Origin of the sequence: Pseudomonas sp. MWU12-2345 (genome assembly GCF_023242385.1) — a bacterium.
GTDB classification, from domain to species: domain Bacteria; phylum Pseudomonadota; class Gammaproteobacteria; order Pseudomonadales; family Pseudomonadaceae; genus Aquipseudomonas; species Aquipseudomonas gingeri_D.
In genome coordinates this window covers 941029-963917 of the sequence record NZ_JALLJA010000001.1, presented here as the reverse complement: position 1 = coordinate 963917, position 22889 = coordinate 941029, and the positions used below count along the sequence as shown (strand labels likewise).

General features: G+C 56.8%; 21 protein-coding genes and 1 pseudogene. 13 read left to right on the top strand and 9 right to left on the bottom strand.

From position 1 onward, the window contains the following. Window position 1: 1 nt before the first annotated feature. The 6 genes from M5C71_RS03870 (at window position 2) to M5C71_RS03845 (ending at window position 6897) form a co-directional block, all read left to right on the top strand. A complete protein-coding gene (locus M5C71_RS03870; protein WP_248767249.1) occupies window positions 2–1432 on the top strand; it encodes an amino acid permease in 1431 nt (476 codons plus the stop codon). A 60-nt stretch (window positions 1433–1492) separates the two neighbouring features. Further along, window positions 1493–2383: a LysR substrate-binding domain-containing protein gene (locus M5C71_RS03865; protein ID WP_248767482.1), complete on the top strand. Its 891-nt coding sequence runs from the start codon at window positions 1493–1495 to the stop codon at window positions 2381–2383. Between the two features lie 15 nt (window positions 2384–2398). Next, window positions 2399–3778 carry a threonine synthase gene (gene thrC / locus M5C71_RS03860; RefSeq protein ID WP_248767248.1) on the top strand — a complete coding sequence of 460 codons (1380 nt, stop codon included), beginning with the start codon at window positions 2399–2401 and terminating at the stop codon, window positions 3776–3778. A 22-nt stretch (window positions 3779–3800) separates the two neighbouring features. Next, complete coding sequence (locus M5C71_RS03855) at window positions 3801–4238, top strand: Lrp/AsnC family transcriptional regulator (protein ID WP_248767247.1); 438 nt, start codon at window positions 3801–3803, stop codon at window positions 4236–4238. Window positions 4239–4412: 174 nt separating this feature from the next. Next, window positions 4413–5456, top strand: coding sequence for a homoserine dehydrogenase (locus M5C71_RS03850; protein WP_248767246.1), 1044 nt, complete (start codon window positions 4413–4415; stop codon window positions 5454–5456). Between the two features lie 10 nt (window positions 5457–5466). Next, window positions 5467–6897, top strand: coding sequence for an aldehyde dehydrogenase family protein (locus M5C71_RS03845; RefSeq protein ID WP_248767245.1), 1431 nt, complete (start codon window positions 5467–5469; stop codon window positions 6895–6897). Window positions 6898–7094: 197 nt separating this feature from the next. Here the strand turns inward: M5C71_RS03845 and M5C71_RS03840 are convergent, their stop codons facing one another. The 3 genes from M5C71_RS03840 to M5C71_RS03830 all read right to left on the bottom strand — a co-directional run bounded on the left by M5C71_RS03840 (window position 7095) and on the right by M5C71_RS03830 (window position 11520). Then, window positions 7095–7562: a hypothetical protein gene (locus M5C71_RS03840; protein WP_248767244.1), complete on the bottom strand. Its 468-nt coding sequence runs from the start codon at window positions 7560–7562 to the stop codon at window positions 7095–7097. 136 nt (window positions 7563–7698) lie between these two features. Then, on the bottom strand, window positions 7699–9264 hold the full coding sequence (locus M5C71_RS03835; RefSeq protein WP_248767243.1) for a DUF2357 domain-containing protein: 1566 nt from the start codon (window positions 9262–9264) through the stop codon (window positions 7699–7701). A 3-nt stretch (window positions 9265–9267) separates the two neighbouring features. Next, window positions 9268–11520: a hypothetical protein gene (locus M5C71_RS03830; RefSeq protein WP_248767242.1), complete on the bottom strand. Its 2253-nt coding sequence runs from the start codon at window positions 11518–11520 to the stop codon at window positions 9268–9270. A 398-nt stretch (window positions 11521–11918) separates the two neighbouring features. Here M5C71_RS03830 and M5C71_RS03825 point away from each other — a divergent pair, with 398 nt between their 5' ends. Next, entirely contained in the window at window positions 11919–12713 is a 795-nt protein-coding gene (locus tag M5C71_RS03825; RefSeq protein WP_248767241.1) for a hypothetical protein, read from the top strand. Window positions 12714–12739: 26 nt separating this feature from the next. Here M5C71_RS03825 and M5C71_RS03820 read toward each other — a convergent pair. After that, window positions 12740–12850, bottom strand: a pseudogene (locus tag M5C71_RS03820) (transposase domain-containing protein); the annotation flags it as partial. A gap of 357 nt (window positions 12851–13207) precedes the next feature. Here M5C71_RS03820 and M5C71_RS03815 point away from each other — a divergent pair. Beyond that, window positions 13208–13372, top strand: coding sequence for a metallothionein (locus M5C71_RS03815; RefSeq protein ID WP_248767240.1), 165 nt, complete (start codon window positions 13208–13210; stop codon window positions 13370–13372). Between the two features lie 37 nt (window positions 13373–13409). Beyond that, complete coding sequence (locus tag M5C71_RS03810; RefSeq protein ID WP_248767239.1) at window positions 13410–13907, top strand: hypothetical protein; 498 nt, start codon at window positions 13410–13412, stop codon at window positions 13905–13907. An 83-nt stretch (window positions 13908–13990) separates the two neighbouring features. Here M5C71_RS03810 and M5C71_RS03805 read toward each other — a convergent pair whose 3' ends face one another. The 3 genes from M5C71_RS03805 to M5C71_RS03795 form a co-directional block, all read right to left on the bottom strand. Continuing rightward, complete coding sequence (locus M5C71_RS03805; protein ID WP_248767238.1) at window positions 13991–14386, bottom strand: hypothetical protein; 396 nt, start codon at window positions 14384–14386, stop codon at window positions 13991–13993. A gap of 39 nt (window positions 14387–14425) precedes the next feature. After that, window positions 14426–15058: a hypothetical protein gene (locus M5C71_RS03800; RefSeq protein WP_248767237.1), complete on the bottom strand. Its 633-nt coding sequence runs from the start codon at window positions 15056–15058 to the stop codon at window positions 14426–14428. 161 nt (window positions 15059–15219) lie between these two features. Further along, entirely contained in the window at window positions 15220–16488 is a 1269-nt protein-coding gene (locus M5C71_RS03795; protein WP_248767236.1) for a hypothetical protein, read from the bottom strand. Between the two features lie 329 nt (window positions 16489–16817). On the opposite strand from M5C71_RS03795, the gene M5C71_RS03790 reads away from it, so the two are divergent. Next, window positions 16818–17228: a hypothetical protein gene (locus tag M5C71_RS03790; protein ID WP_248767235.1), complete on the top strand. Its 411-nt coding sequence runs from the start codon at window positions 16818–16820 to the stop codon at window positions 17226–17228. 56 nt (window positions 17229–17284) lie between these two features. On the opposite strand, the gene M5C71_RS03785 is transcribed toward M5C71_RS03790, so the two are convergent. Together M5C71_RS03785 and M5C71_RS03780 are read right to left on the bottom strand one after the other, a co-directional pair. Continuing rightward, window positions 17285–17641 carry an HNH endonuclease signature motif containing protein gene (locus M5C71_RS03785; protein ID WP_248767234.1) on the bottom strand — a complete coding sequence of 119 codons (357 nt, stop codon included), beginning with the start codon at window positions 17639–17641 and terminating at the stop codon, window positions 17285–17287. Window positions 17642–17865: 224 nt separating this feature from the next. Next, window positions 17866–18504 (bottom strand): hypothetical protein, encoded by a 639-nt coding sequence (locus tag M5C71_RS03780; protein WP_152740739.1) that lies wholly within the window; start codon window positions 18502–18504, stop codon window positions 17866–17868. A gap of 1058 nt (window positions 18505–19562) precedes the next feature. On the opposite strand from M5C71_RS03780, the gene M5C71_RS03775 reads away from it, so the two are divergent. The 3 genes from M5C71_RS03775 (at window position 19563) to M5C71_RS03765 (ending at window position 22448) form a co-directional block, all read left to right on the top strand. Further along, window positions 19563–20855, top strand: coding sequence for a DUF1173 family protein (locus tag M5C71_RS03775; protein ID WP_248767233.1), 1293 nt, complete (start codon window positions 19563–19565; stop codon window positions 20853–20855). 388 nt (window positions 20856–21243) lie between these two features. Further along, the gene (locus M5C71_RS03770; protein ID WP_248767232.1) at window positions 21244–21729 is read left to right on the top strand and encodes an Hcp family type VI secretion system effector; all 486 of its coding nucleotides are present in this window, start codon (window positions 21244–21246) and stop codon (window positions 21727–21729) included. A 44-nt stretch (window positions 21730–21773) separates the two neighbouring features. Continuing rightward, a complete protein-coding gene (locus tag M5C71_RS03765; RefSeq protein ID WP_248767481.1) occupies window positions 21774–22448 on the top strand; it encodes a DUF4225 domain-containing protein in 675 nt (224 codons plus the stop codon). Window positions 22449–22889: the final 441 nt, after the last annotated feature.

Here is a 22889-nt window from a genome sequence, read left to right as displayed (position 1 = left end):
CATGTCCATAAAAGAACAACAACTCGATACGCGTGCCGGTTTTAAACAGGAAATGCAGACCCGCCATATTGTCATGTTGGCATTGGGGGGCGTTATTGGGACCGGGCTGTTCCTAACGTCCGGGTACACGGTCAACCAGGCCGGTCCGTTAGGAGCGGTCATCGCCTATATCATCGGCGCGCTGATGGTTTACATGGTCATGATGTGCCTTGGGGAACTGGCGGTACAGATGCCGGAAACCGGCTCGTTCAGCACCTATGCCACACGTTTTCTCGGCCCTGGGACCGGCTACACGGTGGCCTGGCTGTACTGGCTGACCTGGGCAGTGGCCATCGGGTCGGAGTTCACCGCCGCCGGTATCCTGATGGCGCGATGGTTCCCGCACACTCCGGTGTGGATCTGGAGTGCGCTGTTCGCGGGTGTGGTGTTTCTAAGTAACGTGATCTCGGTCCGTTTGTTCGCCGAGACCGAGTTCTGGTTATCCCTGGTCAAGGTGGTGACAGTGGTGATGTTCCTGGTGATCGGCGGCGGGGCGATTCTTGGGCTGCTGCACATTGATCAGGCTCATAGCATCGGCCTGGGCAACTTCACCCGTGAGGGCTTGTTCCCCACCGGTTTCATGTCGATTGCCATGACCTTGCTGGCCGTCTCCTTTGCCTTCTCGGGTACCGAGCTGATCGGTATCGCCGCCGGTGAGACCAAGGACCCGCAACGCAACGTGCCGCGAGCTATTCGCACCACGGTGCTGCGCCTGGCTATCTTCTTTGTCGGTACCATCTTCGTTCTGGCGACCTTGCTGCCCCGGGAGCAGGCCGGGTTGGTGGAGAGCCCGTTCGTCACGGTGTTCACCTATATCGGGATTCCATACTCCGCTGACATCATGAACTTCGTGATCATCAGTGCCTTGCTGTCCGCCGCCAACTCGGGGTTGTACGCCGCTTCGCGGATGCTCTGGACCTTGAGCGACCAGGGTCACCTGCCCAAGCAGTTTTCAGCCCTGACCCGCATGGGCACACCGTTGAATGCGATTGTGTTGAGCATGGTCGGTGGTGCGGCCTCGTTGCTCAGCAGCGTGTTTGCCGCCGACACCATTTACCTGGCACTGGTGTCGATTTCCGGGTTGGCAGTGGTGGTGGTATGGATGAGCATTGCCGCCAGCCAGATCGCCTTCCGCCGCCATTTTGTGGCCAACGGCGGTGATGTCCGCGACCTCAAGTTCCGTGTGCGGGGCTACCCGTGGGTACCTCTGGGGGCGTTGGTCTGCTGCAGCCTCTCCTGTGTCGGGATTGCCTTCGACCCTGAGCAGCGTGTGGCGCTGTACTTCGGGGTGCCATTCATCGCCTGGTGCTACTTCGTGTATTACATTACCCGCAAAAGTCGCGAGCGCCGCTTGTCGCTTGCTCCTTTGGCACAACCGTCTGATGCGTTCTAGGCATCGCTGACGGGGAGGGCAAGCGTGCTCGGTGCGGAAGGTGTCAGTGAGGTCCAGGCCATGAAGCAAAAGACATTACCTCCGTTGAACTGGCTGAGAGCATTCGAGGTGTCTGCCCGTTGCTTGAACTTTACTCACGCCGCTGAAGAGCTGTGTTTGACTCAGGGCGCGGTCAGCCAGCAGATCCGCCAACTGGAAAGTCACCTGGGGGTGGCGCTGTTCAAGCGTTTGCCCCGAGGCTTGGGGCTTACGGAGGAAGGCCAGGCCTATCTGCCGGTGGTGCAGGATGCGATCACCCGGTTGGCGGTGGGCACTAACGAGATCTTTGGTCAGCACAAGCGCCGGCCGATCAAGGTACGCGGCAGCCTGTCGTTTTTTGTGCACTGGCTGGCGCCCAAGCTGGTGGATTTTCGCCAGGCCCATCCGCATGTCGACATCCGCTATATCAGCAATATATGGGTCAAGGAGCTCGACGGTGAGGACGACATGGAGATTCGTTGGGGGCACGGTCAATGGCCTGGCCTGGTGTCGCAGCGCCTGACCTGGGACACCTTGTTTCCGGTCTGTTCGCCCGCTCTGATGGAGAGTTCACCCCTGAAGGTGCCGGCGGACGTGGCTCACCACCCGTTGCTGCACGTCTTGGGCTACGAAGAGGGCTGGGGTTACTGGCTCAACAGGGTCGGAGCGCACGCTGTTGATTCTTCGACCGGCCTGCAGTTCGACACGTTGATATCCACCTTGCGTATGGCCGAATTGGGGCAGGGCATTGCTCTGGCCCGGTCTTCGATGGTCGACGAGATGCTGGCAGACGGGCGACTGGTTGAACCCTTCGCCCAGCGCATCGAAGCCAGCGAGTCGTTTTACCTGGTCCGCGGTTCCGAGGCCGACCAGCATCCCGACGCTGTCATGTTTTCCACCTGGCTGGTCGAGCAGGCACATCGTTTCAAATGAGGTACGGAGCCAACCATGCGCTATGTGAGCACACGAAATTCGACCGTGCAGGTTAATTTTGAACAGGTCGTGTTATCCGGAACGGCCGAGGACGGCGGGTTGTTCGTACCCCTCGAGCTGCCGCTGTTCGAACCGCAGGACATCGCCAACTGGTCGACCTTGCCCTATGACGAACTGGCCTATCGGGTCATGAGCCCGTTTGTTGGCGAGGCGATTCCCGAGGCAGACTTCAAGCGCCTGCTCAAGGAGGCGGGCACCCACTTCAGCCATCGCTCCTTGGCGCCTTTGCATCAGGTCGACCGCAATGAATGGGTGCTGGAACTGTTCCATGGACCGACGCGTTCTTCGAAGGATTTTGCTGCCCAGTTGCAGGCACAGTTAGTGCACTACTTTCTGCGCAAACGTGGACGGCGTGGGGTTGTGCTCGGCGCTACTAATGGCGATACCGGGCTGGCCGCGATCGAGGCATTCAAACACTGCGAGGAAGCGGACGTGGTGGTGCTTTACCCGCAGGCGGGCGTGCCGATGGATCAGCTCCAGCATTTGCAAGCAGTGGCGCACCCCAGGGTTCATAAAGTAGTGGTCAATGGCAGCTTCGACGACTGCCAGACACTCATCTCTCGGCTGTTGCGGCAGTGGCCGTGCGCAGAGCGCGAGGTGATCAGTTTCAACTCCAGCAACTGGGTCAGTGTACTGGCGCAACTGGTGTTTTATTTCCACGCTGTTCTGCAGCTAGGCGGGGGGCAGCGTCCGATCGGATTCAGCGTGCCGGCGGCGAGTTTTGCCGAGGTCTATGCCGGTTACATTGCGCAGAAGATGGGTCTGCCGATCACCCAGATGATCGTTGTGACCAATCAGAATGACGCGTTGCATCAGTTGTTCCTGAAGAACCACTACTCGAAGGTGCGAGCCAACAGAACCCTGTCGCCGGCTATGGATCTGTCGATCTTTTCCAACCTGGAACGTTTTCTCTGGGAGCTTTATGAGCATGACGATCAGGCGGTGAGGGCTCTGATGACAGCGTTTGAATCCAGCGGTGAAATGACCCTCTCCAACGAATGCTGGCTGCAGGCGCGGATGATCATCGACTCCTACGCGGTCAGTGATGAGCAGACGCTTGAGGAAATCACCTCGCTGTATCGTGACACGGGTTATGTGATTGATCCACATACGGCTACTGGCGTCCTTGCGGCCAGGTTGTACCGCCGAAGCCTGGTGGCGCCGATGGTCACCCTGGGCGAGATATCGCCCGCCAAGTCGACAGCGCTGCTGGGCGAGCTGGGGATCAGTGTGCCCTTGCATCACCGGCCGCTCGTGGAGCCCGGGCCGGAACAGCTCTACCGGATTGAGCACGATGACCTCGACACCCTTTATCAACTGCTCGGTAACTTGTGAAGACACCGTACCAGGAGGTCAGGTGAAGCGAATTCTGGACCCTCTCGATGAGCGCATCATCGCTGAACTTCGGGTCAATGCTCGAGCCGCGCACGCCGAGTTGGCGGCCAAGGTCAATCTGTCACGCAATGCCGTGCGTCAGCGTATCGAGCGCCTGGAGCGTGATGGCGCGATACAGGGTTATACAGTGCGCACGGGAGAGGGGCGGCAGGCGTCATCGAACATCAATGCGGTGATTTTCGTCTATCGCTACGACCGTATGCGAGGTGCGGACGTGCTGCAGGCCCTGCGTGCAATACCGGAAGTCATCCAGTGTGATGTCATGAGCGGCGAGTTCGATCTGATGCTACGGGTAGGCGCGGCGACTCCGGAGCGCGTGCATAAGGTCTGGCATGAAATCTCTGCCCTGGCTGGGGTGGAAAACACCGTGACCTCATTCGTTTTATCGTCTGTGGTCTAGCCTCTTTACTGCGCTAAAAAAGCCAACGTCTGTTGGCTTTTTTTATGCCTGACGCTTTGTCCGTGCGTTGGTCAAAACGCCCATAAAATAGAGCAAATAGGCATATTTTACTGCCTTGGCCGCCCACCTAATCTAGTGCCCAACACCCCCTCACTTGGATTAAGGGCAATAACAATGACTGAATACAAACTTGCGCTGGTCGGCTTCGGTGGCGTCAACCGAGCATTGGCTCAGCTGATTGCCGAGTGTAATGAACGCTGGAAAAAAGAATTGGGTTTTACTCTGAAAATCGTCGGTGTCACCGACCTGTTCCTCGGTTCAGTGATTGGCCGCAAAGGGCTGGATGCCGGACTGTTGGCCAGCCTGCCGGCGGTAAAGGGTGCCCTGGCGCAGGTGCCGGGAGGGGATAGCGAAGCCTTTAATGAGTCGGTGATCAAACACTCGGGTGCTGACATCGTTGTTGAGGCGACGTTTACCAACCCGGTCGACGGCGAGCCAGCCACTTCGTTCTGTCGTTGGGCGCTGGAAGGCGGCAAGCATGTGGTCACCACCAACAAGGGACCGATTGCCCTCCATGGTGCCGAGCTCAAGGCTCTGGCCCGACGCAATAACGTGGCCTTTGAATACGAAGGTTCGGTGATGAGCGGCACGCCGGTGATACGTCTGGCCAAGCAGTCGCTGGCAGGCAGTTCGATGGTGGGCTTCGAGGGGATTCTCAACGGCACGTCCAACTTCGTTCTCACCAGCATGGAAGGCGGCCTGGGATTTGCCGAGGCGGTCAGCCAGGCTCAGGTACTGGGCTATGCCGAAGCCGATCCGACGGCGGATGTCGAGGGCCATGACGTGCGCCTCAAGGTGGTGATCCTGGCCAACGAATTGCTGGACGCCAAGCTGACGGTCAGCGATGTCAGTTGCAGTGGTATTTCCTCACTCAATCTGGGCGACATCGAAAGTGCCCGCAGGGACGGCGCACGCTGGAAGCTCATCGGTGCTGCCACACGGCATGCCGATGGCTCGGTCAGCGCCAGTGTTGAGCCGCGACTGTTGAATAACGATCATCCGTTGGCCGGAATTTCCGGCGCCACTAATGCGGTGTCGTTTACGACCGATCTGCTCGGTACGGTGACGGTTTCGGGGCCGGGGGCTGGACGCACGGAAACAGCGTTCGCATTGCTATCGGACATCATCAGCCTGCATCAGCGTGCGACGCACAACTAGGAGAATACCTGTGAATTCATCGAATCTGGCCCTGGCCATAGTGGAAAATCAAATCGATGTCTTGAACCCCTTTGACGGCTCTGTCATCGGGACTGTGCCGGATATTTGTGTGTCGCAGGTTGCGGGGGTGCTGGAGCAGGGGCGCAACGGCGCACGAGCCTGTGCTGGATTATCGCGTCATCGACGGGCAGGTATTCTCGAACAGGCGGCGGTGAACGTTGAACGCGATGCCCTGGCGTTTGCGCGACTGATCGTCGAAGAAGCCGGCAAGACCTTCAAACAGGCGGAAAAAGAAGTCAAACGTTGCGTCAACACCCTTAAACTGTCTGCGCAAGAGGCCCGGCGCAATGCCGGCGAGGTGTTGCCTTTCGACGCCTATGAGGGCTCTGAATCGCGCCAAGGCTGGTTCTCTCGCGAACCCCTGGGCCTAATTGTGGCGATCACCCCGTATAACGATCCGTTGAATCTGGTGGCGCATAAACTCGGTCCGGCCATTGCCGGCGGCAACGCGGTGATTCTCAAACCGTCCGAGCTGGCGCCGTTGTCGGCCATCCGGTTGGTAAAGTATCTGGTCGAGGCTGGACTGCCGGAGTCGGTGGTCACGGTCGCCACTGGCGGGGCAGAGTTGGGTCGGGCGCTTGTAGCGGCTCGCGAGGTGCGGATGATTTCTTTTACCGGTGGCTTCGTCACGGGTGAGAGGATTGCCCGCACGGCGGGCCTGAAAAAATTGGCCATGGACCTGGGTGGCAACGCTCCCGTGATTGTCATGGGGGACTGCGATCTCGAGGCTGCCGTCGAGAGTTGCCTGTCCGGTGCGTTCTGGGCGGCGGGGCAGAACTGCATTGGCACTCAGCGTTTGCTGATCCAGTCCTCAATCTATGAGGTCTTTCGCGAACGTTTCGTCAGTCAGGCTCAGGCGTTGGTGGCCGGCGACCCGATGCTTGCCAGTACCGATATGGGGCCGATGATTACCCCGCAGGCGGCGCAGAATGCCGAGCAAGTGGTGACCGAAGCATTGGCGCAAGGAGCTACCTTGCTCTGCGGGCATCGTCGTCAAGGCTCTTGCTACGCCGCCACCGTATTGGAAAACGTCGATCACTCAAGCCGGCTCTGGCGCGACGAGGTGTTTGCCCCGGTCGTGGTGCTCCAGTCATTTGAGGTCTTTGATGAGGCTATCGCGCTGGCCAATCAACCAGAGTACAGCCTGCATGCGGGGATTTTCACCCAGGATCTGGCAACGGCCATGAGTGCTGCGCGCAGGATCGAAGCAGGCGGTGTGATGATCAACGACTCCTCCGACTATCGCTTCGATGCCATGCCATTTGGTGGATTCAAGTACGGCAGCCTGGGGCGGGAAGGGGTGCGCTTCGCCTATGAGGAAATGACTCAGCCCAAAGTGGTGTGCATCAATACCCTGGGGCCGGTGACAAGCGGAGGCTGATTAAGTGTTGTCGCAATAGGCTTGTGGTGCCAGGGCTACCTTGCCCTGATGCCGGCACCATGGGCCTGGATCTCCAATCCGGGAGTGCTGGCGGCTTGGCTGATCATGGGGAGCCGCGCCATCGCATCAACCGTAGAATGGGTCATACAGGTAATGCAGCGTCGCAGTGCTCATTTCGCTTCTCCCAAAAATAGAGGTTATTGGGCGATGCCCATGATCCGGTTACCCATCCGCACGCCCCATTCGCCCATGCGCCGGCCTTCGACCAACTGTTGGCGCTGCCAGGCTTTCAGCGCAGCATCCAGGTCAGTCTTTCCATCCAGGGCCTGGGCCAGCGCCAGGGCATTGGCCGCAGCCTTAGCCGTGCTGCCAGCGGTGTGTGGGCGCGGTACGAAGGCGGCGTCTCCCGTCAGTAGCACGTGATCGAAAACCATGCTCGGCACACTGAAATCGATGATCGCCTGGACGAAAATATCTTCGGTCTGGCGAATCAGTTCGCGAAAGGCCGGATTGGCCAACGCCTCGCCCATGGCGCGAATCCACGCCTCTTGTTCTGCCGCCAGCGCACCAGGTGGAATGGAGTGGCTGCGCCGATGACCGCCGCGGTCGGTCAGCACCTTGTCCAGTTGTGCTCCTTGCTCGGCTTTCAGGTAGCCGGGTACCAATGGGCTCGATATCGTTGAAACTCAGCCCGGTTCCAGCCGCTTCAAGCATTAATCGGTGAAGCTCCGTTTTGTTCTCACTCATGGTCATCGCGATACTCCTTGTTTAGGCATCGCTACCTGCTTTCGGCTGTTGGCATCAGTGCCGAGCCTCTATCCAATGCTGCAGACGGTCGACCAAAGCCAGGGCATCGTTTTCGTTACCCAGTTCAATGACCCCTACACCATGCTCAGTGTGGAATGCGGGCTCCTGCAGCATACGTACCTGGTCGGCCCGAGGGATTAATAGCAAGGATGCGTCTGGTTTACACCCGTTCCATCGCAAGCTGTCGTGATACAGGTGAGCGGAGCCCATGGCGTCCAAGACGTTAGAGCGGGATGTCCGGTATTTGGCATCCAAGACAATGAAGCGTGTAGGCTGCTGTTGCCGAGTTTGAGTGATAACGATGTCAGGGCTGCGTTCGCGAGACAGACTGGAGAAACCCTCCCTGCAAGGTTGATCGACCGCTGGGCATCGCGCTTGCAACCACACCTCAATCACTTGGTGCTCGTCTCTGCCCCGCCAATACAGGCGATCAGTTTTCTGTGACGGTGTATGCCGTGTCCAGCTAAGTTGCGAGTAGCGCAGACGTAGCTGTTCAAGGATTTTTACGTAGCACCAGCGTTCATAGATCTCCCACGTCGGACTGATCCAGAGTGATTCTGCTGTCGCCTGACCTTGCAGGCCCGTGCGTAGGGCATACCAAGTGAAACGATAGGCTCGTGCGTAGTCTGGGTGTGCGGAAATAGCATTGAGTCCGGCAGCCGAAAGTCGCCTGCGGCTGAGCTGGCGAAACAGCGGGGCGTTGGTGAGGCGCTCCAGGCGCTGGCGCAGTTGACTCAGAAACTGGATACGGCGGGTCAGGCGTGGGGCCAAGGGCGAACGGGTGCTACTGATTTTTTCCTTATCAGCCAGTTCGGTGAAGTAATGTATGACTTTGTTGCAGCGACGCAAAGTCTCATGCAGTACCAGGCCGAGGGCCTGGTTGGCGGGGTTGTCCAGGCTCTCATAGGCAGTGGCCACGTCCAGTCGTACGGCGTTGAGCGCTGGGCGGATGGTCGCGTCGGGGTGCAGCAGGGCGACGCCGTTGGGGGACGCCAGCGCCTTTCGTATGGAGGTCACGTCCAGGCGTTTGATCTGGTGGGCTGAGACAGGCTGTCGCTCGCGGCGAAGGTTAGTTAGCGGCTTGCGCAGAACTTGGCTATAGGCACTGAGGATTCGTGTGCAATACCGGCGCAGTCGAGCGTATTGCAGGTGTGGATTGGACAGTGCGCCTTCGGTACCAATCGTGCTCTGGGCCTGTTCAGAACCGTACAGTAGCTGCGGATCGAAGTCAGCGATGTCCTGGACCATGCCCGCGAAAATATCGCCCCCCAGCTTGCTCGCGTGAGGAGAAACGTCCAGGCGGTAGGTCACCATCTGGCTGCCACTGGCGTCGACCAGTTCGGCGGCTACTTCGCCGGCGTAATAGCCCACCAACCAATGCCAGGCGCGATAGCCGCTATAGAGGACGGTCTCAAGGCGAACGTCGTCTATGTACAGCTCGGTATCGGGTAGCGTTTGGATAAAATATTCACCTTGTTCGGTGAATCCAGCGCTGAGCGCCCCGGGGACTAACTCGAAGGGCGCCGCATCACTGGCGGTGCGGCAATGAAGTCGCATCATGTATCACCGCCAGAACCGCGTTGAGCCACTGTGCAGCAGGTCCTGCAGCATGTCGTTCACCTTGTCCGTGCAGCTCGCCAGGCCGTGCAGGTGTAGCGTTTCATGCAGCCCTTCGAACACCTTCTGTAGCCGTGGGCTGTCCTCTCCACGTAGCTTGGGTAAGACCTTGGAGTAAATGGCCTGATCCAGAGCCGCCTTGAAGTCGATGACTTCACCGCGCCGGGTTTGTTGCAGGTATCCAATGATGTCGTGCAGGGTTCGCCAACCGAAGTGCAGGCGGGCCGGGCGTAGGACGTTCATCAACCGATCCATCAGTTCACGCAGGGTTGCCAGTTGTTCAGGTTCAAGATCCGCTTGGTCCCAACCGGGGTAGGCTTGCACGTCGATGTTCCAGAACTCAATCACCGAGGCCCGGTCCAGTACCTTGTCACTCAGGCCGTGTGTGGTCTCGTCCATGTTGACGGTACCAATGATCACTAGGTTGGCCGGATAGGCGATGGCGGCGGGCACTCCGTTTATGGCTTCGATCTGGCCGTGCAGGTCGATAGACTCCCCGGTTTCCATAGCCGAGAGAAAGGGCGCCAGGTATTGCTCGGGGTGAGACAAGTTCATCTCGTCGAGCACCAGCGTGTAGGGCCGAGTAGGGTCAGAGGCTGCTTGGAGGATGAAGTCCAATACGCGGGTGCGTACGTAGGACTCGCTCTCCAGTGGATTGACGTAGCCGAGCAGGCTCGAACAGTCATGCCAGCCAGGTTGCACCGGAACGATGAGTAGCCCTTCGGACGGGTCTGGCTCAGCTTGCCACAGGCTTAGGGCATAGCCGCGGGCGAGTTGAGTTTTTCCCGCACCGCTCAAACCGGTGAGCACCGCAAAATGTCGGCGTGGGTGGCTCCAGAGACCGGCGTCCAATTGGCCGATCAAGGCTGGCGGGAAGGGCAAGAGTGTGTCGAAGCCTTGGATGATGTCCTTGAGCTTGGGGCGCTCGGCTAATTCAGCAGAAGGCGTGGCCTGGGTGATGGCGACCAAAGGATCGGTGCCATCCTGAGGGGGGAGCGGTTTGGGTGTCCAGTGGATGCGTTTGACCCATTGTTCGCCACGATCAGTCAGGCGGACCCATTTGTCATTGAGTTCTATCAGTTGCAGCGAGCGCAGCCAGCCGAACAGGCTTGACGGCGCAAAGTCCGATGTCCAGTTGGGGTTGGCCTGACGGAGTGTGAGGAGGGCTTCACGCCGGCTAAGCGGATTTTCGGATAGAGCGGCCAGCAGATAATCGAAGCCCAGTATGCGAGTGATCATCCAGTCGATCACTTCGTCCGGGTCGCCGGACTCCAGCAGGGCTTCGCCGCGCGAGGTCAGGTGCAGGCTGGCCCCATTGGCGCGAATCACACCCCACTCAGCCATCAGCGCATTAAGTTGGGTGTGTAGGGTCGAGCGTTTGGACTGTGGGCTAATCGACTGTAGGTGGTCAATGAAGTCGTCACGGGTGCTGCTCTGAACCAAAAACTCGATCATTGCCTGGATCGTTGCCAGGCCGCCGCCGATTGCCACCATGCCGCGCCGACGGCGCTCGGCAGGTAATGGATTGAGGCGTTCATCGCGGCTTTCCGGGTCGGAAACTTCGGTGGCTTCCAGTTCGGGATTCTGTACGTGGGTCACATAGAGCAACCAGGGCAGGGTCAGTCGGGTGGCGCCCTCACGGGTAAGGGGGGCAGGGGCCGGCCCAAGCACCTGATCAAGGCGTTCGAGCACCAGCCTGTGCAAAACCAAGCGAGGCTCGGCAGAGTATTTCAGGCCCAGGTGTAAGGCCAGTTCGCGCAGCTTGCGAAAATGCGCAATGGTGGTGAAGGCGCCGGGGCACAGCAAGGCAAATAGCCGGTACATCTTCAGTCGGGGCTGGCGTTTGCACAGCGGTGCAACACTGATAACAAGCTTGGACCAGGCATCGCTTATCAGCGCTTCTCGATCATTTGAGTTTGAGCTAGCAGCATAGGCGACCTTCAGTTGCCATAGGCGTTCGGCGATCTCGGCATTGGCTGCCACTTGGGATATATCGACATGGCCCATTCCGGTGGCCGATACGGCTTGAGTATTCCACAGTTCGAGTTGGAAACGCGCGCCGACGAATTCATCGTGGGCAATGCTGTGGATGCGTTGCATCCAGTGGAGGAGTTCGCCAATCCAATGCTGGTTACCCTTGAGTGGCACCGTACTGTCCAGCAGGGTCGTGCAGGCGAGGCGGAGTTGTTCATCATCCATTAGATTACGCACGGCGTCCTGGCTCTTGGCTTCGAAATAGTGGCCGAATGATGCCAGTGAGGGTGGTTCGGCCGCCAGTCGTTTATAGATATTCCTGCGTATCTTCTTTCGTATCCGCCTGGCGAAGTCATCTTGCCCTCCTCGGAAACGCAAGACACTGCTCTGGGGCCATCATGCAGCTCTCGAGCGTGGATGCAATGCATGGCCACGGTTTTAGATGCACTGAAGGGAAGTTCACCACCGAGGAAAGCCGCGTTGCTCCGGCCGCTTTTGCCCTATGGGTTTGCGACTGCCCGGGGCGTGGTCGTCTGCTCATCATGGGGGGGGCGATATTTCGCTCATAGCATTGTTACGTCGTATATGCTGCCGTAATAACCAGTGCTGAAGGACTCCACAGCATGAGCGACATAATTGACAACCCAAGCCCTTCCTCAGGACGCAAGCGGGAGCGCGTATTGTATCCGTGGGAAAGTCAGCCTGAGTGTGATGCCTGCTATTTGGCTCTGGTTAAGCTATTGCGTCATATTCGACCACAACTTTTATTGAACGGCAGCCCCGATACCGAAACATACTTGGTGGCCTCCGGTTTACTCGCCGGATTCGCCGCGCAGCGGTCGTGGTTTATGGTTGATGCCCTGAAAGAGGACAATCTTGGACTGCATCAGTTATCTACTGTGACGCTCCGAACCGGAGAGTTCCTCCAAGGACTCCCTCTGAATGATATCCTTGCACCTTCTGACATTTGTATGGCCAGCACGCGACTATGGCCAGTCACGATAAATGCCGCAACGCGTAGTGGCCTTTGTATAGAGCAGCTGCCGACATTTGCCGCACTCATCAACTCTGTGGTCACGTCTCTTGATGGTGAATGGGAAGGCGTATCCTCCGTCGTGATAGACCATCCTCCTCAGGTAGAGCCAAAACTTCTATTAAAGTCACTCTGGTCGGTTGTAACGATGTGTCTGATCGGAGATGCGCCTGTGCCAGCCCGATATCAAGGGCTCACACCAAGACAGCTATTTTTCGTCCCGTACGAGTTATGGCCAGCTGTTACAGCTCACTTTGTTGGGTGCGTAATTGAAGAAGTCAAAGACATAGTGGCACCGGCGAAGAGTTTGGTCGTCGTAATGGAGTCCGCAATTTATGCAGCGATGCTGAGTCCAGGGAGCATTATTTCCCCAGGATCTAGGTGAGTATCCATCAGTTGCACACTTCGTGGCTAAGCGGGAGGCCACTTGTGCGGCAGTAACTCCGCAATCTCACTCGCCCGCTGCGTCGTCAGGCGAGTGAGAACATCCTTCAGATACACATACGGAGCATGGCCATTGAGATGCACCGTAGCCCCGCAGATCCAGGCGACATAGGCATGTGGCTGATGGCGTCAGCGAGACACTGGCACAGGATGGGAAATGCGCGTGTGGGTTGTCAAAACTCAACTGCTACAAGCTTTTTCGGACCGGGAAATGCGCTAAAGAAGAGCTCGATACACTCATATCGATGTTGAGCTGTGACCCCTCTCTGCTGATGGAGTAGGTTTGCGACGGCTGAGCCTCTCGATGGTTCAAGGGCAATGACAAAAGAGCATTGCGAAGGCGTGGGTGGAAGCCGATCATGGATTTCGTCAGTCAGTTGTTCATGCGCGTTGCATCACAACGCTTGGCGACCACCCGACAACCGGAGTCCGATCATGAATGAACAAACCTGTGCCTGTCCGCACTGCACCTGCAAGATTGGCGAGCATGCGGTCGTGCGTCACGGCAAGCACTACTGTTGCCAGGCGTGCGCCGAACATCACCCGAATGGTGAACCTTGCGCGGCTTCCAAATGCCACTGCGCGGATAAACCCAAGTAGGGGGGACATTTCGCCGTCTCGCTCACCTAGATTCGGTATGCTGTTTTTCGCAGTGCCACAGGCACTGAAACGAAAGGTAGAGCGCATGAAAATAGGAAAGCCCAAGCGAATTCTCGACCCTTATGAGTGGTTGCCTGGCTATGGGGAGTCTCGGGTTTCGTTTCGATCTGTTGGGGCAGACGTCGTGCTGGAGATTGAGTATGACGGTGCTGATATCGGTACTGATGGGGCGGAAGAAATACCTTCTTTGACGCGAGAGCTCAGATTCAAGGGCGCCCGAAGCTTTATGAAGACACCTTTCCCAGGGGACCCAATGTTTGAGCTGTCTGGTAAGCCGGATGCATTGAGACTGGGTGATTTGACGGAGTTTGAAGAGTCAGAATTCTTGGAGCGTACGACTGAGGCATGGCGCTCGGTATCGAGCCATGCGCCACCGCTACTGAGGCATTTCTGCATTCTTTTTTTGTCAGAAAATTTAGCCTTCAACGTGTTGGCAGAAGACGTCATTTTATCCGAGGCGCTTACTGTCGATTGAGTAGATGTCTCAGGGGACTCGAGTCAGTTCATGGGGCGTCACTGGTCAAACCCGGGCGATAAGAGTCGTAACGATGGCGTGGCTCAGCCCCGGTCATCGATATGTTCAAGCAAGATTCGCTCAATCATCGGCCTCGTGTATTTCTCAGCAGGGCAGACCTCTGCCGGCTCGTCGAGCCGTTTGAACTCGCCGGCATCGAAAGCCCGGTAGATGGACAGGGCAGGTTCTGGCGTTTCGCCATCGACGGCCAGTTGAGCCACAACGCCTTCCAGTCCATTCATGACCTGGCTACAGAAATCGAAGTCGAGGGTCATCGCGTTGAAACCGTTCGCCACCGCGAGTGCAAGCTCGTTCACAAGCTGACGAGGGGCGATCCCGAGTCGTGTTTCCATGGGCTCGATATCGTTGATACTCAGCCCGGTTTCAGCCGCTTCAAGCATTAACCGGCGAAGCTCCGCCTTGTTCTCACTCGTGGTCATTGCGATTTTCCCTGTTTGCGCACGGTTACCCGCACTCAACTACGGTTTGGTCTGCCCCGAAGCGGGAAATGGCACGGCCATGAAATCATTGACCACTCGCGCTACCTGATCCGCAATTTGGCTATCAGCCTGTACCGGCTTGCCCCAAGTGTCTGACCGGCCGCGTAGCACGAGTTTTCCGGTGCTGATGTCGGTCAATGTCCAGGCAATGGTCGCCGCGTAAGCTCTTTCGGCTATCTGCACGCCAGACAGGCCTACGCTGCGAGGAAAGATAATCAGCCGATGAGTCGCTTTTGCTTGGGATTCAGCGCGCAGGTTCGTCAATACGGTCATTGCCACGGGCAATTGGACGGTACTGCCTGTTTGAGAGGCGACCTCCTGTAGCGAACTTGTCGAGCCGATCGTTGAGGCTTGATACCACAACCACTCGGACTTCACTCCTTCGACCGTGAGGCGGCGATTGATCTGTGCCTCGAGCTCCTTCAGAAAAGCTTCACCGAAGAAGTCGGCCCTCGCATCAAGGAACGAATATACATAGAGGTTTTGAATCTCTACCCGCTGTTGGTGAAGCGTATTTTCCTCAGGGACAAAGCTTGAATGGGCAATACAGCCACCGAGCAGCGCGAACAGGATGATGAGCGAAAAGCGCCAAGACTTATTACCTTTGAACATTGTGCTTCCTTTCAAACAAACGGGTGTTGTAGGTTGCCGAGCGATTGGACGGCGACACCTTTTTTGACTGGTGGAGCAGCTTGATGTTGAGCCTGCCGAGGCGGATGCGATAAAGCCTTGATCACCTAACACCGCCCTGAGTCCTGCATCACGATAACCGGCTACTCCACCGCATCGATGTGATAGTCGCTGTAGAAAAAGCGGTTTTTATCCGTGCTGGCCTGGAAAAAATAACCATAGTCAGTCAGATAGTAGGTGTGGGTTACCCGTTGATACTCATCAGGTTCTGCACTGCAGGTCAATGCCTTAGCTTTACCCGAAAGAGCGGGATTGAGCTCACTTGCACTCAGCTCGCGCTCGACTTTGCAATGTGTAGTTGTTGGGGGATCGACATACGCCCCAGCAATGCTGTTGAGCGACGTACTGCTGACGGTGTAACCCACAGTTTCGCCAATGGGTAGATTTTCCCAATTGCCGCTGAAGCTCAACTGGGTGGCTGCACCACTCGTGGCCATGCCACGGCCTCGGTTGAAGCTTGACTTGGAAACCAGAGGGATCAGACCACGCCAGTTCAGCATCTGGCTTTCATAGTTCTCTCCACGTTCTGTGATGCTCAGTTGCCCGCTTGGGCCATCGGTGCCGATAAATTTCTCTGCGTTCGCCGTATTGGTTTTACCCTTGAAGTTCGAGGTGCCTTGTATACGCAGATATTTCAACGAGTGGCTTGGCTGCCCAAGGTTAAGCTGACCAATAGCCTTTAGAACCTGAGGCTGGACGGATTGCAGGGTGATAGCCAACGGCGCTTTATGCCGTGGCTTGAACGGTTCCAACTGAGCGGTCTGTTGCGCGCTACCACACGCTTGGGCGAACAACGCCTGGTAGTCGGCGTTACCGCCGGCGATAGGCTGGGAAGTCGGCGATACGTCGACTCGTCCGTCGCTGACCCGATTGCGCACATCCAGATCATAGCCGGCCAACAGCTTGAAGGTCCCTGCGGTGCAGGACACGGTAAAGTGCTCGCGCTTTTGAGCGTAGGGGGCGTTGTAGGGTAAATCGTTGAGTACCACGAGATTGTCGAAGGCCCCCCAGAAGCGGGTTTCTCCGTTGACCGTGCTGACGCTGTTGCGGTCAAGCAACACCCAGTTCCCCTTGTCGTCGGTTTTGACTCGTCGCCAATCAGGCTTCGACGTCTGCGCGCACGCCTGGATAAATGTCGGGTTGGTGGCCAACGTTGCATGTAACTCCGGGGTCAACGCGCTGGCCGAACTGTATTGACCTGGGCCCATCGGATAGACACGCTGAGCACCATCGAGATACAAGAAATACAGTCTCGATGACGAACACGCTGCCTCGAACTGAGCGGTGGTGCGCACTGTGTTGTTGGACTTCGGGACCAACACCTGGAAGCTCAGGGTGTCGTCTTCGCGCATGATGCTGTCCTGCACCAAGGGCTGGGACAACGTTGCTTGCAATCCGCGGTCGATGAGGCGGGCATTGGTCGAACAGCCTGCCAGGCTAATAACGCCACAGAGCAGCAGGAGATGGGGGGAAACGCGCACAGGTATGCCTCTCTGAATCCATTCTTTGATGTTGCAGTGTCGGCACGGGGAACAGGATCTTTAGGTAGCTTTGGTTCGTTCTCTGTCGGGGGCTGGGAATAGCTCTCCAGGTGAGCTATTCCTTGCCGGAAGCCGTTACAATTAAGGTCAACGCTGGGCGTTCGCAACGCACAGAATTTATTTTAAGAAGGAAGCATTACGTGAAACGGAATTTCTCCCTGGTCCTTATCGTCCTGGCTGCAACTCTAGGTGGCTGCGCCGCCAACAAGCCGGCCAACGATCCCTACTTCATGGGTTCATGGACAGGTCAGCGGGCAGAAAACGGTAAATGCCAATTCCTATCTTGGAACAATGAATTCAAGCCCGACGGCAGCTTCTCCGTCACCTTTTTCTGGGATGCCCAGCAGACCCAACTGATTCACACCGAATATGGCCGTTGGTCTGCTACCAATGGCAAGAGAGAATTGAGAACCGATGGCGTGCCTTTGCCAGATGTCTACACCTACAAGGTGATCGATGCCGACACGGTGCATTTCGTGAATGTGGCATCAGACCCTTCCGGCGATTGCCAGGAAGATTATGAGTTCACTGAGCACCGTATTCACGGTTAAGCCAAGACACCCCCCATGATCGCGAGTACGACCATGGGGTGGTTGCTGTGTCCTGCCTATGGCTGAACCACTGACCCCATCAGACGAAACGGGTGCCAGCGGCCTTCCATCACCTTGCTCTGGACGAGCTCCCGATAGGCTTGCGGCGGCAGGGCGACCTTGCCCTGATGCCGACGTACGTTACACACCTTGCAGGCGGCGGCGATGTTTGAGGGGCGGTTTGAGCCACCCTCACACTTGGCCACCAGGTGCTCGGCCGTGCATTGCATCTGCAGGGCCTGCTGGCGCGAGCAGCCATAGAGCTGCGCGTATTTTCGGGGCGAGGTGACATACATGGGGTAGTCGCAGTAATAGCAGCGACCTTCCTGGCGGTAGAACGCATAAGCGCGCGCTCTTGCTACGGAGCTGGGCATAGAAGACCTCCTGGTTTCAGAGGAAGTCCGCGGTGCTGTCAGAGGTCTTGCGCCGTCTTCACGGATCAAGGCATCCGGGTAAATGGCGTGGGATGCGAGGGCCGCACCGCCATTGAACCAGCACCTCGGACTCACAACGTGCAGCAAGGGGAAACCGTCTACTCACCCGTGAAGGTGAGCAGACGGTTGATGGGCCTCAGTCAAGCTGGGGCAGGGGAAATGAGTCAGTACTCGTAGGGCAGCAGCACGGTAGTGGCGCTTCTGTCTGCCTCGGTGATGATGTAGAGCCTTTTGTTGTCTCCAGCGTCAATGTCGTAGGCCGAGAACAGCCAGGTGCCGTTGTGCAACGCCTGTTCGTTGCTCAGTTTGTCGTCTTCGTCCAGCTCGCCCCAGTCACCGGCAAGGTGCCGGCCCAGGTACGGGGCTATGTCCAGCAGCCCTTGTTGCTCGAGCTGACTGACACTTTGGGTCTTCAACAGTCGACCGGGTTCAAAGAGCATGCTTTGAGTGTGCCGAGTCGATTGACTAGTTTCGCTCCTGAGCATGATCCGTAGCAGCGTTGGAGTGTCATGCTCTCGTTCGACGATCATGCGCAGGTCCAGCCAGTGAAACTGATCCTGCAGATGCTTAGGTGGCAAGCGAAAGAAGCCAAAGTCGTAGGTGTAACTGCAAAGGACCGATACCTCGGGCCGTTGGAGAATGGCCCGATAGCTGGCTCTAATGACCTCAGTCAGGCGTTGCTCAAAGTCCTCCCACTCAAAGGGATGCTCGGTGTAAACGGCTTCCTGCCAGGTGCGCGCACTGAGCACGATCGGCAGTTTGATCAGTTGCTGTTGCAGCGGGGTAAGGGCATTCAGTTGCATGGGATCTCTCCAGAAAAGCCCAACACGGAGAGACACTGCACCCGTACGGGGGAGTGTTCCCCGCATGGGCTGAATAGGTGGTGAATCAGGACGCGGCGGGTGCCGACGCCTTGTTACGAATGGGCCACCGGTGAAGGCCGGGCGGCTGAAGATTGATACTGTGTCTCAAACCAAGAAGACCTGGTCTACACCCCGAGCGTGTTGCGTATAAAGGGTACTGCCACGCAGAGAAGCGTTAAACCATTCCCCCATTGTAGGAGCCGAATGGATGATCGGTGGTCAGCCCGTTGCTCCTTGAGTTCTGCCCTCAGCTCAACGCCTAGGTTTGTGATGGACTGTGTCAAATGAGTCTCGACCTGTTTGAGGTCAGCCTTTGTAGCCAGCTTTTCCACTTCGGCCTCCCAAGCGTGTACCACCGCTTTGGCTTTGTCAGGGGTAACGTTGGCGGTCGTCAACGCGTCGTAGATCGTTATCGCAAGTGTCATGTTGTCTCCTGTGCGGAAAGTCGATCAGGAGACCCACCTGACGGTGGATTTCCGTCACGGTGGGGTTGAGGCATTCGGTCGTCGAGAGACTCGACGATTGTTCGCGCTTCCGAATGCTGAGCGAACTACAGATGACCCATGGGCTTGAAAACCCATCGTAGCCTTGAAGGTCCTGGCTACCGGGGAAGGTGCTGCCAACGACAGCGAACCAGCCCAGATAGTCGATCCAAACCCACTGGATGAGATAGTCAGACGTTTCCTTGCGTTGCGTGGGTCTATGCCTAGTGTTTTGAGGGGCAGTGATCCTGGGCGCTGGGAGGCGTGGCTTCCGGCGTTAGCGGCGGGCTGAGAGGTATCCGGTTAGCCCCTTTCATTCAGTGACAACTTTGGCCTTTGACGCCCAGGTGCACTCGAACATGATGGGAGGCCCAGCGCGTCTGGGCGGTGTCGATGCAGGGTAGGGGGCAGATCGCGTGAGACCGCCATTACGGGGTTGCCCATGCCCCTGATTGCGAATGCTGACAGGTAGGACAAAGGCCCAACGCGAAGGGCCTGCACAAGGAGAGTGTTCCCATGCTCAATGAGCGCTTCACGGTCGTGATCGACGGCCAGCCCTTCTCGAAACCCTTTCAAACGGAAGATCAGTTCGCCAAGGGCTGGAAGTCAGTGCTGGAAAAGGCCTACGGCCGCACTCACGCCACGTGCCGTTGCCCAGGTAAGGGTGAGCGCAAGCTGGCGATCAAACGCCGGGAAACTACCGATGACTTCCACCTGGCCCGGTTCGCCGGTACAGGTCCTGAGCATGCCAACGAGTGCCGTTTTTACGCGCCAGCACCTGAGCGCTCGGGCATGCAGGGCTATGAGCAGGGAGTGGTCGAGGAGGGCGATGACGGCACTCTGCGTGTACGCCTGGCGCGTGGCCTGCTTGAGCAAGCGGCAAAGGGAGAGCGTGCCGATAAAGGCATTGTCATTTATGCGCCGACCGCGGGAACCCGTAAACCAGCGATGACCCTGCTGGGGCTGCTCCACCTGCTGTGGCAAGAGGCTCGGCTGAACGTCTGGTACCCGGCAATGGAGGGCAAGCGCAACAGTGGGTTGATCCATAGCGCCCTCCGTCAAACAGCGAGCCGGATCAAAGTGGGGCGCATGAGGCTGAGTGATGTGTTGCTGGTCAGTGCCACCCCTCGCTCCAAAGCTGAAGTCACCAACGAAGGTGTGGTGCTGGATGCGATCCAGCGCAACCGACGAGCGATAGCGGTTTCGCCATTGGCGCGCTTCGACAAGAACAAGCACGACGGGGCGGTCCTCAAGCTGCCGTTGGCGGGCCCCTTTGGCATGCCATACCTGAGCATGCCTACCGAGGTCTGGGCGGACACCGGGAGGCGATTCAAGCAGGAGATTGCGGCCTGGAAGCGCGGTGATCGGGTCATGGTGATCGCTCAACTCAATGTAGAGCCAGGCAAAGGCAACACCGGTGCCCGCGCCCAGGTGCTGGACCTGGCCCTGATGCACGTCAGTGAACGCTGGATACCGTTGGACTCCGATTACGAATCTACTCTGGAGGCTAAGTTGTTCGGCGCTGGCCGGTGCTTTGAAAAACCGCTTCGCTATGACGCAGATGAGTGCGAGTTTTTCCCAGACTTCTGGCTCTTGGACATGAAGCAGGATTTCCCCGTGGAAGTCTTCGGGATGAGCTCCCCTGAGTACCTTGCACAGAAGGCCCGGAAAACCCAATGGTACGACCGTGTCTACGGAACGGAAGGTTGGTGGAGCTGGAACGCCGCAGAGGATCCGGATGGGCTGAGGATGCTTGAATTACCCTGTCTGCCAGTAGGCACCGCTGACGATTCGAACGGATTCCGATAGCACACGGCGCAGTGAATGGTAAGCAAGTTGTCGCAGGGGGGGGCAAAATACTCTGCTTTCAAAAGGTCGACCCCCAAGCGATGAATCCGTTGCGCGGCAACCATCCTGGCCCCCGGCATCGCTGATGCTTCATGCCTTTAACAGCTTGAACGTTTCCTATGGCCGGTGCGCCTAGCCGGCGGTTTGTTTAGTTCATTTATCTATTTAAATTGAATGGTCGCCTGTTTTCGGGATGTTGAGATTAATGAGCTGCCCGTGCGAGCCACTAGTGGGGCACACAGAGAGCGGTGTGCGCCTCGATAGTTTCGTATTGTGTTTTCAGAAGTTTCCTACGAGCTGATTATAAATCTTGTAATAAGATGGGCGGCCAAATTAAAGGAGTGGCGCGATGGCTAATCACGGTTACATGACGATCACCGGCAAGGCTCAGGGACTGATTTCGGCAGGTTGTTCAACCCAGGACTCTATTGGTAACAAATGTCAGGCTGCACATGCGGACGAAATCATGGTGCTGTCTTACAGTCACAATATGGCCAATGTGGGGAATATTAATGGGGCAACACACAATCCGATTGTCATTACTAAGAACGTGGACAAATCCTCACCGCTTCTCGCTCAGGCGCTTTCAAATAGAGAGGAAATAAACTGTACCATTAGCTTCTATCGAGTGTCTTCCTTTGGCGCACAGGAAAAATTTTATTCTGTCTCGATCAAAGGCGGGGTTGTGGCTGACCTTACGCTTGAAATGCCTCATGCTATTTTGCAACACGACGCTGAGCCGCAAGAACATGTGGCTCTTCGTTACCGGGAAATTACCTGGACCCACCACGTCGCCGGAACCAGCGGATACAGTACGTGGGGGACTTACGAGTGAAGCCGGTGAATGATAGTTGCAAACCTAGCAGTTGCGATTATTGGATGGTTAGCCAAGCGGCCAGAAAACTGGGAAGTCAAGCCAGCACATTAGGTGCACGGCACATTAAAGACGGTGCGTTGCGTTTACAATTCAATCGCGAGGTGTCGTATTACGCTAGAAGTATTGTTATTGATGTTGAGCTGGGCAAAAAAAGCCCTGAGCAGGGTCTGAAGGAGCTGAAAGACGAACAAAAAAGCCTCCTAAGCCAGTCATTGGAGGTTGCTCAAAAAGGCGTCGGCGCCATTGCCGGAGCCTTCCAGTTCGCAACCGGGGCAGGGATATGCTATGCCTCTGCTGGTACGTTGTGTCTGTTCGCGGGTGTTCCCATGATGGCCCACGGTACAAATAACATGTATGAGAATGGGCGCAACCTCTTGCGGGGGCGTTCCGATACGCAGGGCCCTGTCCGGAAGGGTTACCAAGCGATCGCCAAAACGTTGGGTGGTGGAGAGCTAGAGGGCAATATGGCGTATGGCGCCATGGATTTAACAATGTCTGCCTATGGTGTCGGACGAATGGTGTTGAAGCCGGACTCATGGCGTCTATTCAGGTATGTGAACACTGATTACATCAGGGCATATAAAGCAATTGGTAAGAGTTCACTCGTTTTTGAGGGGGTTAGTGATGCTTTGACCGGAAGGTCTATGTATTTGGAGTACAGGTCTAATGATAAGTAGTTTGATGGTTTCGGTTTTGTATTTTTTGTTTTCTTTGATGGTGCTCTCTTTTTTGTATTTTTTATCAAGGTATTTTTCTGGTGAAAAATTTAGGTGGGGGTGGTTTTTGTTATGCCTTGTGCTGGCTGTTTTCTTCGGCTCATTTCATATGAGTACTGTGAAGTATGGGTATGATATTATGTTTCCCGCGTTAGAAGTGCTTTTTAAAGGTAATGATGTGGTTGGGTGGGTCGCATTTATTAGTATTTTTCTCCATGTGTGTTGTATTCCTACTCAATATGAACCGAAACGCTGGTTTTCGAAGAAATAAATACATCGTTCATCAATTCTGCCTGGTGGCTGTTGTTGGATTTACCTATCCACTCAAATGGGGTGGCGGTAGTGGCGGCCAGTTGCTCCCTTCGCTCCCGTACTTTCTGGTCTCACAACCCTTCAAGGTTG